Origin of the sequence: Bradyrhizobium sp. CCBAU 11430 (assembly GCF_028128855.1) — a bacterium.
Lineage (GTDB): Bacteria > Pseudomonadota > Alphaproteobacteria > Rhizobiales > Xanthobacteraceae > Bradyrhizobium > Bradyrhizobium ottawaense.
Map to the genome: position 1 here is coordinate 22,122 of NZ_LBJV01000033.1, position 14,703 is coordinate 36,824.

At 64.6% G+C, this 14,703-nt stretch carries 13 protein-coding genes and 1 pseudogene; 9 read left to right on the forward strand and 5 right to left on the reverse strand.

The features are described 5' to 3' along the window. Window positions 1-101: 101 nt before the first annotated feature. Window positions 102-1,151: a LysM peptidoglycan-binding domain-containing protein gene (locus tag XI04_RS09200; RefSeq protein WP_271610322.1), complete on the reverse strand. Its 1,050-nt coding sequence runs from the start codon at window positions 1,149-1,151 to the stop codon at window positions 102-104. Window positions 1,152-1,331: 180 nt separating this feature from the next. On the opposite strand from XI04_RS09200, the gene XI04_RS09205 reads away from it, so the two are divergent. Both XI04_RS09205 and XI04_RS09210 read left to right on the forward strand, forming a co-directional pair. Then, on the forward strand, window positions 1,332-2,039 hold the full coding sequence (locus XI04_RS09205; RefSeq protein WP_028143875.1) for a hypothetical protein: 708 nt from the start codon (window positions 1,332-1,334) through the stop codon (window positions 2,037-2,039). 128 nt (window positions 2,040-2,167) lie between these two features. Beyond that, window positions 2,168-4,831 carry a bifunctional diguanylate cyclase/phosphodiesterase gene (locus tag XI04_RS09210; RefSeq protein WP_038950760.1) on the forward strand — a complete coding sequence of 888 codons (2,664 nt, stop codon included), beginning with the start codon at window positions 2,168-2,170 and terminating at the stop codon, window positions 4,829-4,831. A 240-nt stretch (window positions 4,832-5,071) separates the two neighbouring features. On the opposite strand, the gene XI04_RS09215 is transcribed toward XI04_RS09210, so the two are convergent. Further along, window positions 5,072-6,439: an ABC transporter substrate-binding protein gene (locus XI04_RS09215; RefSeq protein ID WP_028143873.1), complete on the reverse strand. Its 1,368-nt coding sequence runs from the start codon at window positions 6,437-6,439 to the stop codon at window positions 5,072-5,074. A 204-nt stretch (window positions 6,440-6,643) separates the two neighbouring features. Between XI04_RS09215 and XI04_RS09220 the strand changes: the two genes are divergently transcribed. After that, window positions 6,644-8,842 carry a PAS domain S-box protein gene (locus XI04_RS09220; protein WP_081494380.1) on the forward strand — a complete coding sequence of 733 codons (2,199 nt, stop codon included), beginning with the start codon at window positions 6,644-6,646 and terminating at the stop codon, window positions 8,840-8,842. Window positions 8,843-9,086: 244 nt separating this feature from the next. On the opposite strand, the gene XI04_RS09225 is transcribed toward XI04_RS09220, so the two are convergent. After that, window positions 9,087-9,209, reverse strand: coding sequence for a hypothetical protein (locus XI04_RS09225; protein WP_256379453.1), 123 nt, complete (start codon window positions 9,207-9,209; stop codon window positions 9,087-9,089). Window positions 9,210-9,384: 175 nt separating this feature from the next. On the opposite strand from XI04_RS09225, the gene XI04_RS09230 reads away from it, so the two are divergent. The 4 genes from XI04_RS09230 (at window position 9,385) to XI04_RS09245 (ending at window position 11,257) form a co-directional block, all read left to right on the forward strand. Then, the gene (locus XI04_RS09230; RefSeq protein WP_162131006.1) at window positions 9,385-9,549 is read left to right on the forward strand and encodes a hypothetical protein; all 165 of its coding nucleotides are present in this window, start codon (window positions 9,385-9,387) and stop codon (window positions 9,547-9,549) included. 79 nt (window positions 9,550-9,628) lie between these two features. Then, the gene (locus tag XI04_RS09235; protein WP_256379454.1) at window positions 9,629-9,760 is read left to right on the forward strand and encodes a hypothetical protein; all 132 of its coding nucleotides are present in this window, start codon (window positions 9,629-9,631) and stop codon (window positions 9,758-9,760) included. A gap of 127 nt (window positions 9,761-9,887) precedes the next feature. Continuing rightward, a complete protein-coding gene (locus XI04_RS09240) occupies window positions 9,888-11,015 on the forward strand; it encodes a lactonase family protein (protein ID WP_028143872.1) in 1,128 nt (375 codons plus the stop codon). 71 nt (window positions 11,016-11,086) lie between these two features. After that, the gene (locus tag XI04_RS09245) at window positions 11,087-11,257 is read left to right on the forward strand and encodes a hypothetical protein (RefSeq protein WP_018321596.1); all 171 of its coding nucleotides are present in this window, start codon (window positions 11,087-11,089) and stop codon (window positions 11,255-11,257) included. Between the two features lie 8 nt (window positions 11,258-11,265). Here XI04_RS09245 and XI04_RS09250 read toward each other — a convergent pair whose 3' ends face one another. Further along, the gene (locus XI04_RS09250) at window positions 11,266-11,889 is read right to left on the reverse strand and encodes a PAS domain-containing protein (RefSeq protein ID WP_028143871.1); all 624 of its coding nucleotides are present in this window, start codon (window positions 11,887-11,889) and stop codon (window positions 11,266-11,268) included. A gap of 290 nt (window positions 11,890-12,179) precedes the next feature. On the opposite strand from XI04_RS09250, the gene XI04_RS09255 reads away from it, so the two are divergent. Beyond that, window positions 12,180-13,070, forward strand: coding sequence for an efflux RND transporter periplasmic adaptor subunit (locus XI04_RS09255; RefSeq protein ID WP_028143870.1), 891 nt, complete (start codon window positions 12,180-12,182; stop codon window positions 13,068-13,070). 165 nt (window positions 13,071-13,235) lie between these two features. Here the strand turns inward: XI04_RS09255 and XI04_RS09260 are convergent, their stop codons facing one another. Then, entirely contained in the window at window positions 13,236-14,084 is an 849-nt protein-coding gene (locus XI04_RS09260; RefSeq protein WP_028143869.1) for a caspase family protein, read from the reverse strand. Between the two features lie 432 nt (window positions 14,085-14,516). On the opposite strand from XI04_RS09260, the pseudogene XI04_RS09265 reads away from it, so the two are divergent. Then, a pseudogene (locus XI04_RS09265) lies at window positions 14,517-14,703 on the forward strand (hypothetical protein); the annotation flags it as partial.

Below are 14,703 nucleotides of genomic sequence, written 5' to 3' on the forward strand. Positions count from 1 at the left end.
GCCGGGGAACCAATTGTTCCCCGGGGGACACAGGGCAAAGCGTCGCGGGCGGCGGCTGACTTCATTCCGCCCGCGGGAGAAGGAGGAGAAAGACCGCGCCCTCACTCCGCCTTTTGCGGCATCACAAACGTCTGGCCGGGATAGATCAGATTGGGATTGTGGATCTTGTCGCGGTTGGCCTTGAAGATCACGGCGTAGCGGGCGCCGTCGCCATAAGCCAGCCGACTGAGCGCCCACAGGCTGTCGCCGCGGGAAATCACCCGGCTGCCGGTCTCCGCCGGCGCGGCGCTGAGGCCATCCGCCGGCGAGGCCGATGCAACGGTCGTCGCCGCCGGCCCCCGCGCCATGACGCGAGGTTTCGGCGCGCCGACCAGCTTCGGCCGGGCCGCGAGCCTGTCGGATGCCGCGGCCAGATGCGGCGAGCCCGACTGCAGGGCGGCGACGACATCCGATTTGTCGTCCGGCTTCTCGGCCTGCTTCACGTCTTGCCTGGCGACCGGTGCCGGACGCGCGGGCGGCGGCGCCGCCTCGGCGATGGTCACCGGCATGGTCCGGCTGGACTGCGTGACCGTGCCATCCGGCGCCCTGGCGCGGAGCGTCAATTCATAGGAGCCGGCGGGAAGCTGCGGCGGGGTCATGACGAACTGACCCGAAGCGTCCGCGACCACCGTATCCAGCGGCTTGCCGTCGCGTAGCAGCTCGACCTTGGCACCCGGCGTGGCCTGGCCCGCAATCACCGCCGCCTCGCCGTGATCGTCGACGCGGGCGACGTCGAAACGGGGGCCGGTGTCGGCGACCGCCAGCGGCGGCTTGACCGGTGCAAGATCGGGCAGCGCCGTGACCTGCTTCTGAATCTCGCCCAGCGCGGCCACCTTCGGCTCGGGGGCCGGCGACGGCAACGCCGCGGGCGCAGGCGGCGCGATGGCGGCAAGCTTTGGCTGGTCCGGTTTGGGCTGTTCCAGTTTCGGCTCGGGCTTGAGGTCGACCTTGGCCTCGACCTTTGGTTCGACCTTGGACTCGGGCTTGGCGGCGACGGCGGTCTTGGTCCCGTCCGGCAGCAGGCGGCGCAGCTCGGTCGGGCCGATCACCAGCACCGTGCCGACCAGTGCGAGCAGGCAAAGAGCAATGAAGGCCTTGGATGCGGTCATCATCGGAAAAGAACCTTGGGTGGCAAATCAGCCGAGGGCGGCAGGGTGCGCCGAATTGGCTGCGGCAGCAAGACGGTCGATGGGATGAGACCTCCGTCCCGGCACTCAGGGATGAACCGGCGCCACCCCGCCGGCGTCAAATCACGCGAGGCCGCATCGCGGCATTTTTTGAGGAATTTTCCCGTGACCGCATTTTGCCGTTCCGCCCCAAATCTCACCCTTGGGGTGGCGCTTGCCCTGACGCTTGCCGCTTCCCCCGCGCTTTCAGCCTCCGGCCCGCCGCCGGGGTTTGTCCTCACCGACAATGCCGAGCTGGCCTTCACCTCGCCCGACGGCGCCACCAAGCTCGAGCAGTACATGAAGGACAGTGAAGACCTTTTCGGCGTCAAATGGCAGGTCTGGGCGCGGCGCGGGGATCAGATGACGGAGCTGAAGCCCGAGCAGGGCTATGGCGCCGGCTTCCGCTTCACCAGCGACTCGCAATGGCTGGTGCGCATGCAGAAGACTGGCTCGGGCTCGCAGGACCTCTTTCTCTACCATGTCGAGAATGGGAAGTTCGTAAGCGCAACGAAGCAATCACTCAGCGATCTCGCCTGGGCCTATTTCCACAGCCGTCCCGACACCAAGAAGATGAAGCTCGACTACCACATCTCGGCCAATCTCATGAAAGGCACGGAGGATGGGTATCGCTGGCTCGGCGTCGACTGGCCCAACAACCGCTACCTGCTGATCTCGCTGTCGGGCGAAATGGACAAGCATCCGAAGAACGTCGCCGTGAAGGGGCTCGCCGACTGGAAATGCCGCTATGACCTCAAGACCGGCAAGTTCGATGTCCCCGCGATGTTCGCCAAGGGCAATGCGGAAGCGCTTGAGTGGGAGATCAGGCGGTGAGTACACCGCAATCGCCGCGATCGCTGGAACCAACCCTCTGATTTCGTTCCGATTCATAGTTTCCTAACCCTCGCTGGTAACGGGGTCTTGTCGGTTTTGCTGCACCTTGCATCCCACGGGAGGGCTGGATGGGCACATCGATCCGATGGACCGCGCGCATGCGCGCGCTGCTCCGTCGCTGGCGGGGAGCGCCACTGACATGGCTGATCGTCGGCGGCTTCGTGCTGATGGCCGCGACCGCAATCGGCACCGCGCTCACCGTCGACCGCTTCCGGCAGAATGCAATCGAGAGCGGCCGCGACAGCCTTGAAAATTCCGTGCGCCTGCTGGCCCGGCATTTCGACCGCGAGTTCGAGGATTTCGCGGTGCTGCAGAAGAGCATCATCACCGAGCTCGAGAGCCGCGGCATCGAATCCGCCGACATCTTCCGCAGCGAGATGGGCACGCTGGCCATGCACGAGGTGCTGCGTGCGAAAGCCAGCGGCTGGACCGACGTCGCCGGCGCCAATCTGTTCGATTCCAGGGGCATGCTGATCAACTCGTCGCGGCGCTGGCCGGTCCCCGACGTCTCGGTCGCGGACCGCGGCTACTTCAACCGCCTCAAGAACGATCCGACTGCGCAGGAAGACGTGGAGGTGGTGAACGGCCGGCTCGGCAGCGGACCGGCGATCGTGTTCGCGCGGCGCGTGTCCGGCCCGCATGGCGAATTCCTCGGGCTGGTCTCGCGCGCGATCGCGCCCGAGCAGTTCGAATCCTTCTTCGCCTCGACCGGGCTCGGCGAGGAATCCTCGATCGCGATGCACCACCAGAACGGCCAATTGCTGGCGCGCGTTCCGCGTGTCGATGCGATGATCGGGCAGAACTTTCGCAAGGGCACGCCGGAGCAGGTGGCGGTGTTCGACCGCACCTTTGTCACCACGCAGCTCGCCAGCCCGATCGACGGCAAGGACCGCATCGTCGCCTCGCGCCTGCTCGCCGGCGAGCCGCTGGTCGTGGTCGCGACCAAGTCGCTGGATGCGACGCTTGCGACCTGGCGCACGCAGACGAAATTCTTCGTCACCGTCGCCGTGCTGTCGATCGGCCTGCTGGTGCTGACGCTGTTCCTGATCTTCCGCCAGGTGACGAACCGGCTCTCGCTCGAAAAGCAGCGGCTCGACACCGCGATGAACACGATGACGCAAGGGCTCCTGATGTTCGACCAGGACGAGCGGCTGATCGTCTGCAACCGGCGCTACATCGAGATGTACGGCCTGTCCGCCGACGTGGTGAAGCCCGGCACCACTTTCCGCGACGTGATCCGGCACCGCCATGACACCGGCTCGTTCCATGGCGACGTCGGGGCCTATTGCGACGACATTCTGAGCCATGTCGGGCGCACCCAGAGCGCCATCGTGGAGACCGCGGACGGCCGCCTGATCGAGATCAAGAACCAGCCCGGCGCTGCCGGCGGCTGGCTCGCGACCCACGACGATGTCACCGCGCGCATCCGCGCCGACGAGCGCATCGCCCATATGGCGCATTACGACGCGCTGACCGACCTGCCCAACCGCGTGCTGCTGCGCGGCCATCTGGAGCGGCGCGTGGCGGAGCTTACCCAAGGCAAGCCGTTCGCCATCCTCTATATCGACGTCGACGAGTTCAAGGGCGTCAACGATTCGCTGGGACACGAGGTCGGCGACGAATTGCTGCGGCAGGTGGCGATGCGCCTGCGCGCCTGCGTCAGCGGCAACGACCTCGTCGCGCGGCTCGGCGGCGACGAGTTTGCCATCGTCAAGGCCGGCACGAGCGATCCGGCCGAGCTGACGGCGCTCGCCGAGCAGATCCTGACGACGCTGCGCACGCCGGTGGACTGCAAGGGCCAGGAGGTCCCGACCGATGCCAGCATCGGCATCGCGATCGCGCCCGACCATGGCGACAATCTCGACGATTTGCTCAAGCGCGCCGATCTCGCCATGTATGCGGCGAAGTCAGAGGGACGCCGCACCTTCCGCATCTTCGCGCCCGAATACGACGCCAAGGCGCGGCTGCGCCGTCAGCTCGAGCTCGATCTGCGCCAGGCCCTCGCCCGCGGCGAGTTCGAGGTGCACTACCAGCCGCTGGTCGATCTCGCGGCCAATGTCGTGACCGGCTGCGAAGCGCTGCTGCGCTGGCGCCATCCCGAGCGCGGCATGGTCTCGCCGGCGGATTTCATTCCCGTGGCGGAAGATACCGGACTGATCGGCGAGATCGGCGAATGGGTACTGAAGCAGGCCTGCCGTGAGGCCGCCTCCTGGCCCGGCCAGATTCACATCGCCGTCAACGTCTCACCGGTGCAGTTCCGCTCGCGGACGCTGGCGTTGAAGGTCGCTGCCGCGCTCGCGGAGTCCGGACTTGCACCGGGCCGGCTCGAGCTCGAGATCACCGAGACCGTGCTGATCCGCGACGACGAGGAGGCGCTGACGATCCTGCAGCAGCTGCGCGAGCTCGGCGTGCGCATCGCGCTGGACGATTTCGGTACAGGCTATTCCTCGCTGAGCTATCTGCACCGCTTCCCGTTCGACAAGATCAAGATCGACCGCAGCTTCATCAACGACATCGGTCAGTCCGAAGATTCCTCCCCGATCGTGCAGGCCGTGGTGCACATGGCCGCGGCCCGCCACATGGCGACGACCGCCGAAGGCGTCGAGACCGAAGCCCAGCGCGAGGTGCTGCGCCGGCTGGGATGCAGCCAGATGCAGGGCTGGCTGTTCAGCCCGGCCGTGCCGGCTGCGAAGCTGAAGCAGCTGCTGGCGTCGCAGGCGGTTGCGGCTTAGCGGCGCGACGCTGAAAGGAAAACGCTGCGGAGTTTATGCATCTCACAAGTGCGGCCTAACCCGCCGGACAAACTTGGACTGAGAAAGACTTCTACCACATCAATCCCGTCGACTCTGCAATGGGTCACACTCGGCTGTCAGCCACAGCCGGCGATGAGGTCCGCCGTCCATCGGCCAGCCGACGTTGATCCGCCCTACTCGCGCGAGCCATGACGCGCGTACTGCTTCGGGACGGCTCCCTTATCCACGGATCGCGGCATTGGCCTTTTCAGCCGCGGCGATCATTGCATCCTTTGCCGATCTGACTCCGGACACGACTTCATTAACGCCAATCATGAAGACATCCTGGATGGGTCTCGATTGCGGGTGGAAAAGGATTGCCTTGGCGCGATCGACATCGGCCTTTTGCAAGTTGCTCAGTGCTGCCTCGGCTGCTTGCCGGCCGAATGCGTTATTGAAAGCCTCGCTCGACCAGGCCGACAGCCGTGTCGTTGCCAGTCCCGCAGCTGCGGTCCGCAACGAGGTCGGCTTGCTCGTTGCCCATAGCAGGAACAGGAAAGCGGCCTGCTTGTTCTTTGATTTGGAATTGATGCACGCCTGCCAGTGCGACATGAAGGGGACGGGTTCGCGGCCGGGGAGATGCGGAAAGGCTGCAAACCCCGCCTGCTTGGCGACATGGCTCTTCGCTGGATTGGAGATGTCGGTCGCAAAGTTGCTGCTATCGATCGCCATTGCTGTCCTGCCCTGCAGGAAATCGTCCAGCACCTGGTACCATTCATAGCTGCCGACCCCGATAGGCCCGGCCTCGCGGAGCAGCCGTCCGTACATGTCGACGGCCGCGATCGCCTCAGGGCTCGCGAAAGCGGCCCTGTTGTCCTTGATCATGGCGCCACCGTAAGAGAACACGAAAGCCATGGCCGCTGGGGTGGAATTGCCGCCCGCCTGGGCTCGCATCGCGATTCCCGATATCGCATCGGTCTTGACTGCCCTGGCGGTCGCGAGCAGTTCGTCGAAAGTCTGGGGAGCCGGCAAGTCCTTGGCTGCCAACATTTCGCTGTTGAGGAACAGGGTCATCGCCTCGGACGTGATCGTGAAGCCGTATCTCTCGCCGTCCGGCCACAGCGAGAAAGTCCGGGCGGTCTTGAGAAGATCGCGCTCGTCATACCAAACAAGATCGGTCAGCGACTTCTTGGAATAATAAGCGTTCAGCGGCTCGAGCCACCCTCCGGAGATGCCCTGGCCGTACGTGGCGAACATGCAAACGTCAGGTGTACTGCTGCCGCGTGCGAGCCTGATCGGTATCGCGCTCAGGTATGTGGTTTCCGGTGCAAAGTCGGTCACGACGTTGATGCCGGTGAGCTTGGTGAAATCCGGCAACAGCGGCGTGATCGCACTGGACCAGGGATGGATCGCACCTGCGAGCGTGATCGCCTGCCCCGCAAACTGCTTCCAGTCGATTGCGGCGCTGGCATAGGCCTGGTCATCCACGGCCAAGCTCGTGCGCGGTAACATGGTGAAGGCCGGCAAGACTGCTCCCGCAGCGCCCAATCCCTTGACGAAGCTGCGCCGGCTGACGGGCGCGCGACCGCTTGATGAGTTTCCATCCATGATGGTGCTCCCCCAGCTATGGCATTCACAGGATGCGAAGCTGAGCCATATCCGTCAGTTCGCGCCATTGCGAAGCCGGGATGCGCGGCCGGGAATGTTGGGTTCCCGAGTCCCGCGCCAACGCGCATGTGCTATCGTTGCGTGCATGCGCTGCCCGCCATTCTATCACGCGACCGCCGGGCGGTCACCGAAGACACGAAGCCGATGCCAGCTTTTGCTCGGAGCCACTTTTCGCGATGGTTTGCACGACCGCTGATCCCTGTGATTGCAGCGCTTCTGACGTTGTCCGCGGTGACCGGATTGCTCGGTCTCCAAAGCTGGCGTGACGGCGAGGCGATCAATCTCTCGCTCGAGCACAGCGGCCAGGTCATTGACACCCTTGATCGGCTTCGGACGATCATCGTCGACCTGGAGACTGAAAGGAGCGGGTATCTGCTCACCCTCGACCCGGCTTATCTCAAGGCTTACGGCGTCTCGGACGAAAGCGTACGACGGGAGACTGAGGCGCTCCAGACTCTGGTCGCAAACGATCCGTTACAGAGTTTTCGCGCCGGACATCTGGCTCTGATCATTTCAGAAAAGCTGCGTGAGATCGACGACCTCGTCAAAACGGCGGCCCGCGTATCCGGGCAGGCGGCCCAGGCAATGATCCGCGGCATGGACGATATCCGATTGCAAATCGACCTGTTGCAGGACGTTGAGCGTTTTCAGCTCGTAGGTTGGGAGAAGCGCGCCGGGGACCTCGAACGACGCAGGACGCGGCTTGGCCTCGCAGCCGGCGTCATCGGCGCCGTCCTGGTGGGGACCGCGATGGCGCTCGCGCGGATCGAGGCGAAGCGGCGGAGAAAGGCGACCGAGGAGAACGTGCAACTCCACAGCGATCTCCTGGAGCGCGACAGGAAGATTCGACGCCTCGTCGACTCCAACATCATAGGGGTCATGATCTGGAACCTCGAAGGTTGCATACTTGAGGCCAATGACGCGTTTCTGCGTATCGTGGGTTACGACCGCGAGGATCTCGCCGCGAGACGCCTGCACCGTACGATGCTGACGCCGCCGGAATGGCGCGACCTCGACGCACGTAACATTGCGGAGCTGGAGCTGATCGGGACCCTCGCGCCATTCGAGAAGGAGTATTTGCGTAAAGACGGAAGCCGTGTGTCCGTTCTAATCGGCGGGGCGATGTTCGAAGAGGGTACAAATCAAGGCGTTGGCTTCATCCTTGATTTGACCGAGCGCAAGCGGGCGGAAGAGGCGTTGCGCCAGAGTGAGGAGCGCTTTCGCACCCTCGTGCAATTCTCCTTCGACGTGTACTGGGAGACCGACGCGCAGCATCGCTTTACCCGCCAGGAGTTCGCGGAGAGCCTTGTCGACGCGCCGGCGGCGGACTCGGAGATCGGTAAGACGCGCTGGGAAGTGCCTTACCTGGAGCCTGACGCAGAGGCCTGGCGCAAGCACCGGGAAACGCTCGATGCCCATCTGTCGTTCCGTGATTTTGAGCTCGCTAGGCCGGCCCGCGACGGCAGCAAGCGCTATGTGTCCGTCTCGGGGCTGCCGGTGTTCGATAAGACGGGCCGCTTCGTCGGCTACCGCGGCGTCGGGCGGCACATCACCGAACGCAAGCGGGCCGAAGAGGCCTTGCGCTCTGCGCAGGCGGAGCTCGCGCACGCCAATCGCGTCACCATGATGGGGCAGCTCGCGGCCTCGATCGCCCATGAAGTCAGCCAGCCGATCACCGCGATGGTCACCAACGCCGAGGCCGGATTGTCCTGGCTGGCTGCCCAGCCGCCGAATCTGGAGCAGGTCCGGCAGATGTTCGATTGTATCGTCAACGACGGTCTGCGAGCCGGCGATGTAATCGGGCGGATCCGGGCCCTGGTGAAGAAGGCGCCTCAACAGAGGGTAGCGTTGGAGATCAACGCGGTGGTACTTGAGGTCATCGCCCTGACCCGTCTCGAAGCGGCCAAGAATGGCGTCCTGGTGCGGACGCGACTTGCGGAGGACTTTCCACCGATTCAAGCGGATCGGGTCCAGGTTCAACAGGTGATCCTCAACCTGATCATCAATGCAGTCGAGGCGATGGGCGGAACGGGCGATGGGGTGCGGGAGCTGCTGATCAGCACCGGCAGAACTGCCTCGAACGGCGTATTCGTCAGCGTGCGGGATACTGGTCCGGGACTGGACCCGAGGACGATGGACCGCCTCTTCGACCCCTTCTTCACCACAAAATCCAAGGGGATGGGCATGGGTCTGGCCATCTGCCATTCGATCATCGAGGCGCACGGCGGACGGATGTGGGCCGGCGCAAATGAACCTAGGGGCGCCATCTTTCAGTTCACGCTGCCTGTAGAACCAGACGAAACCATTCCCTCCGGACGCGTCGACCCGATGTCGGCGGTATGAGATTGCAGGACCGCGGAGCGAACGACTGTTCTCGGCGGCAGAAGCCCGGCTGTGATCGCCAGCAGCTCAGAACGTCTGCTTCGGGGTCACCTACCGACATCCTGGGAGCAGGGGGCCTCGCCGCGCAGGCTCGCGACGACGGCCGATACGCGAACTCGCCGCTCAAGGGCTGGTTCGCATCATCCGCTGCTTCATGCCGGGCAGCATGATTTGAGCCGCGACGAACTCCACAAGGACAGGATGTTCACACCGACCGTCTGGCGGCCTGCACTTCGACAAACTCGGAATCGGGGTGGCTGACGATGGTGGCAACCATGATGCCGCTGATGATCAGCGACCAGGCGGTGTTCCAATAAATCCAAAACACGAGCCAGCCTCCGTTTTCAATCTCTCAGCCTGCGGGAACGGGTAACGGCAGAGCGATGCCGCGGTTCCCAACACGAGGCGCGGCAGGACCGCGCGGCAAGACACTATTTTGATTTGGTCGGCGGCGACGCCTGATCGGTTTGGCCGGTGTGGCGCTTTGCCACGACGTCCTCATCATGTTCGCCTTGGTGCGGGCGCGGCGGCGACTTGGGCTGACCGGCCTGACCGCCATGCTTGCCGCCCATGTCGGGCTTACCTTCGAGATCGTTTTCACGGGGCATGCCGGTTCAATGCGCTCGCGCGGCATTGGTTCGCCTTGCGCCGGCCGTTTTCGCCTGTGAACGAGTTCATAGGATTGCCGCGGTTTGCAGTGCACGATTCCGGTGCCCGCGGCTTCATGACAGCGACGGATTCGACCAGATGCGGAAACGACTCATCGCCTGGACCATCCTGACGTCCGCTCTGGTGGCGGTCGCCGTCTGGACTGTGCTCGGACCACCCGCTCATCCGTCCAGCCCGCATCTGCCCTCCCGGACCGCGGCGATGCGGTAGCCGCTCTCCGGCGACCGATACAATTTCGGCATCGATCGATCCCAACTGGAATTTGGTGCGGCGGCGCGCCGCCCGCTATCCTCGCCGGCAAAACGACAAGGCCGCGACCGGCCCTCAGGAGGAGCCCATGTTGAGATCGACCCGACGCATCGCATCCAAAGCGCCACGCGCTGCGATCGCCACCACCCTGTTCGCAGCCCTCACTCTCATTTCTGGAGTCCACGCCGGCATGGCCGAGACCTTCGCCTATGTCGGCAACGCCGACAGCAACGACATCAGCGTGTTCAAGATGACCGAGAGCGGCGAGATGACGCCCGTGCAGACGGCCGCCTTCAAGGGCGTCGACAAGCCCGGCTCCTCGACGCCGCTCGCGATCACGCCCGACCACCGCGTGCTGATTGCCGGTGTCCGCTCGCAGCCATTCCAGGCGGTCAGCTTTGCGATCGATCCCAAGACGGGCCAGCTCAGTCCTATCGGCAACGGACCGCTCGCGGACAGCATGGCGAACATCGCCGTCGACCGCAGCGGAAAATTCCTGTTCAGCGCCTCCTATGGCGGCAACAAGGTCGCGCTGAATCCGCTTTCCGCCAACGGCGTCGCCGGCGAGCCGAAGCAGGTGATCCCGACCGGGCTGAACGCGCACGCCTTCCTGCCCTCGCCCGACAACCGCTTCGTGTTCGCAACCAATCTCGGCTCCGATCAGGTGCTGGGCTTCGCGTTCGATGCCACGACCGGCACGCTGACGCCGAACGATCCGCCCGCCCACAAAGTGCCGGAGAAATCCGGGCCGCGGCACTTCGTATTCCACCCCAATGGCAAGTTCGTCTATCTCATCCACGAGCTGAACGGCGACGTCGCCGCATTCACCTACGAGGCCAGGAGCGGCGCCTGGGACGAGATCCAGCGCACCACGGCGCTGCCGGAAGGCTTTTCGGGAAAACCCTGGGCCGCCGACATCCACATCACTCCGGACGGCCGCTTCCTCTACGCCTCCGAGCGCACCACCAACACGCTCACCGCCTACAAGGTCGACGCCGCCAGCGGCAAGCTGACCACGATCGGCAGCGTGCCGACCGAGAAGCAGCCGCGCGGCTTCCACATCGATCCCACGGGGCGCTACCTCGCCGCGGTCGGCGAGCTCTCCGACAGCATGACGGTCTATGCGATCGACCAGGGCAGCGGCGCGCTGGCCAGGCTGAAATCCTACCCCACCGGCAAGAAGCCGAACTGGGTGGAGTTCCTGAACCTGCCGTGAGGGGCGCCGCCGCCGACCTACGTAATCATCCGTAATTTCGGAAGGCGCGCCTTGTCGTCATATCATCGGTCATGGACCGTCAGATCGTCTTCAAATGCCCGCAGACCGGCATGAACGTGCAGCATCGGCTCGGCGACGAGCCCGCCGACCGCACGCATGTGTCGGTGTCCTGTCCGGCCTGCACGCGCCTGCATTTGATCGACCGGGCCAACGGCAAGCTGCTGGGTGAGCGCCGCGGCTGACGGGCCGTTTAGGCCCGCGCCGCGACCTGTGCCGTGACCTGCGCCGTGACGTCCTCGACATGGTGCAGCAGATAGACCAGATGGCCCGTCGTGTCGTGGATCGGCGAGTTGATCGGCTGCCAATGACGCTCGACGAAGGTGCCGCCGGGATCGCGGATGTCGTAACGCTGGATCGCCATGGCATGGGCCCGCCCGGTTTCGCCGACGATCCTCAAGCTGCTGTAGAGATTGCTGACGCCATCGGCGAGCGGATCGTCGGGATTATCAGGGAACATCTCGAACAGCGAGCGGCCGACGATTTCGGCCCGGCTGGTCAAAGTCGCGGCTGCATAGGCATCGTTGACGTCGACGATCACGAGGCCCGGCCCCGGGTCCAGCAGCATATAGGGATGCGGGGAGGCATCGAATTCGGGCTGGAATTGCTGCCGGATCGTGTCGGTGTCGCCGTGCTGCCGCCGGCGCTGTTCGAACGGCGTCGTATCGGCCCCTGATGCCGCCGAGTTCAGCAGCGCCAACTGGCGCTTGGCCGATGCCAGCAGCGCGCGCACGGTGTTCTGGACCGTCGGGTCGGCCGTTTCATTGAGCAGCCGCTCGAAATGAACGATATTCTGCTCGCAAACGAACCGTTGCATACCGCCTCGACCATGAGCTGTGCGGCCGCCCTGCCGCGTCATCCTGATTCTAGTTCCTTACAGGCGCCCCCGGCAGATGAGAAGACCGTGATCGGCGGCACTTTGGGAGTAGTGCCGACCGCGGCGCGCCCGCCCGGGAAAAGCGAACCTGTTGCCCAATCCAGCGACTAATCAAAGACTTGCTGCGACGGCCCGCGGCGGCGTGGCCACCCTTTTTGGGACAACGCTGCCGTAGTCCGCAGCCCTGCCATCTGCTATCGATTGGAGGCATAGCCCCCGTGGAATTTCCGATGCGTCATTTGCCCCGTGCCGTCGTTCGAAGCCTGTGCCCCGCAGCCGTCGCCGGCATGCTCATCCTCGGTCCCGATCCGGCCGCAGCCGCCGATGACGACGCGCCCAGGGGGCCGGCGGTCACGGTGCTGAAGGTCGCAAAATCCTGCTTCTCCGACATCGTCGAGGCCACCGGCACGATCATCGCGCGGGAGGAAACCTCGGTGCGGCCCGAACGTCCGGGCCTCAAGGTCACGGACGTGCTGGCCGAAGCCGGCGACACCACCACCGCCGGCCAGGTGCTGGCGCGGCTGGCGCTCCCCGAGGGCGGCACGCTGCAGGTCACCGCACCGGTGGCGGGCGTGATCGCGACGTCGACCGCGCAGATCGGCAACTTCGCCTCGGCCAAGGGCGAGGCCTTGTTCACGATCGTGGCGCGCAGCGAATACGATCTCGTCGGTCTGGTGGCAACCACCGACATGCGCAAGCTCGCGGTCAATCAGCCGGCGACCGTGCGGATCGCGGGCGCCGGCGACATCGACGGCAAGGTGCGCCGCATCGGTCCGACCGTGGAGCCGAACATCCAGCAGGGCATGGTCTATATCGGCATCTCCTCGCAGAAGCGGCTGCTGCTGAAGGCGAGCGGACGCGCGCTGATCAAGACCGGGCAGAGCTGCAACGTCGCGGTGCCGCTGACCGCCGTGCAATATTCATCCGCCGGCACCGTGGTGCAGGTGATCCGCCGCAACCGCGTCGAGACCAAGCGTGTCGAGGTCGGATTGATGTCGGGCGGCAATATCGAGGTCCGTGACGGCCTCAACGACGGCGATGTCGTCGTCGCCCGCGCCGGCGCGCTCCTGCGCGAAGGCGATCCGGTGCGCCCGGTGATGGCCGCGGAAGCGGCGAAGTAGGCTTCCTCGTGTCCCGGACGCGCTGCAGGGTGTAACGCTGCTGCGCAGAGCCGGGACCCATCTCGTCACACAGCGACGGTCAAAAAAACTGGGCCCCGGCTCAGCGTCGCATCATTGCATGATGCGCCGCGTCCGGGGCACGAGAGATCGTAAATTTGATAGAAACTAGCCGCCGGCTTCGCCGAAATGGACGTCTTCGAGCAGCGATGAGGAGACGGTCGGGACCTGGTCGCCTTCGCTGGCGCGGGAGATGGCGACGCGGGTCTTGTTGAAGACGCTTTCGGCGCTGCCCTTCGCACTGAGGTTGTTCAGGAACTCGCTGACCAGCACGCTGTGCTCGCCCTTGCCGTCGTCGACGACCTTGCCGGGCGAAGCGGAGGAGAGGATCAGCGCGTTGTCGGACGCGCTGATCGGCGCGAGACCGTGGCTATAGGAGCGGAAGCGGCGCTCGTAAGGGTTACGGCGGGAGGCATCGACGACGACGAGCTTGGCCTTGGCGCCCTGCTCCTTCATCATGTCGATCACGCCGTCGATCGAGACGCCCTGGCGGCGGACGTCGCTTTCCTTCCAGATCACGGCATCGACCGGCAGCATGTAGCTCTCGCGTCCCGCCTGCACGCCGTAGCCGCCGAAGAACAGCATGACGACGGTGTCGCGCTTGATCCGGGACTTCAGGCGGCCCACGGCGCGGACCATGTCGTCCTTGGTCGCGTCTTCGACCATGTCGACGTCAAAACCGTTCTTGCGCAGCGACGAGGACAGCGCGCGGGCGTCGTTGATCGACTGCGTCAGCGGCGCGCTGGCGTCGGGATAATGTCCATTGCCGATGACCAGCGCCAGGCGCGAGGTCTGGCCGATCGAGCCGGTGATCTGGTCGGTGGAGACGGCCTTGGCAGCATCGATCGCGCGCATGTTGAGAGCAGCATGGGCGCCGATCACCAGCGAGACCGTGCCGATCAGGGCGGCGGCCAACGCGATGGTGCGTCGGGAAAGGTCGAGCTGCTTTACATTCATCTCGTTCGTTTCCTGTGCCAAAGACCAGCCACACGCGCGCACACTGTTTGAGTAGCGCGATAGCGTCTTTAGGTTTGAGGGATTGGCCGGGGATGTGCCCCCGAATTGCGCGCAATTTGCGGCGCCGCACCAAACAAACCTTTAACCGCATATAGGGTGCCCGGCAATAGATTGCCCAAAATTTGAGCTAAGCCACTGACGATATTCGTTAATTCTCCTGCGCAGATTTGTTGGTTTTCCCTCCCCGACAGCCTTTTCGAGCCTCGATCATGCAGCCTTCGTGCCGGCTTTTTCCGTGACTTCCATCACATTTGTATTTCCTGCGAATCCGGATAGCCTTTTCAACGACTTGCAGGGGGTGGCGCGTGGCAGGAAGCGCGCTGGCCGGCCCCCGGCCAAAACCCCGCCAAAGGCCCCGCGACCAGGTATTTCATGAACTTTCATTATTTTGCCGGCGCCGCCTGCCGGGCGCTGACCGCGCGGAAGGACGGCCCCTCGCTTTACGACGTCTGCGATCCCGTCTTGTCTGCTGCGGCCAGCGGCGATCCGCATCTGGCCAAATTCTACAAGACCGCGCTCGGCAACCCCGCGCTGCGGGTGCTGCTGCGGCGGGCCGGAC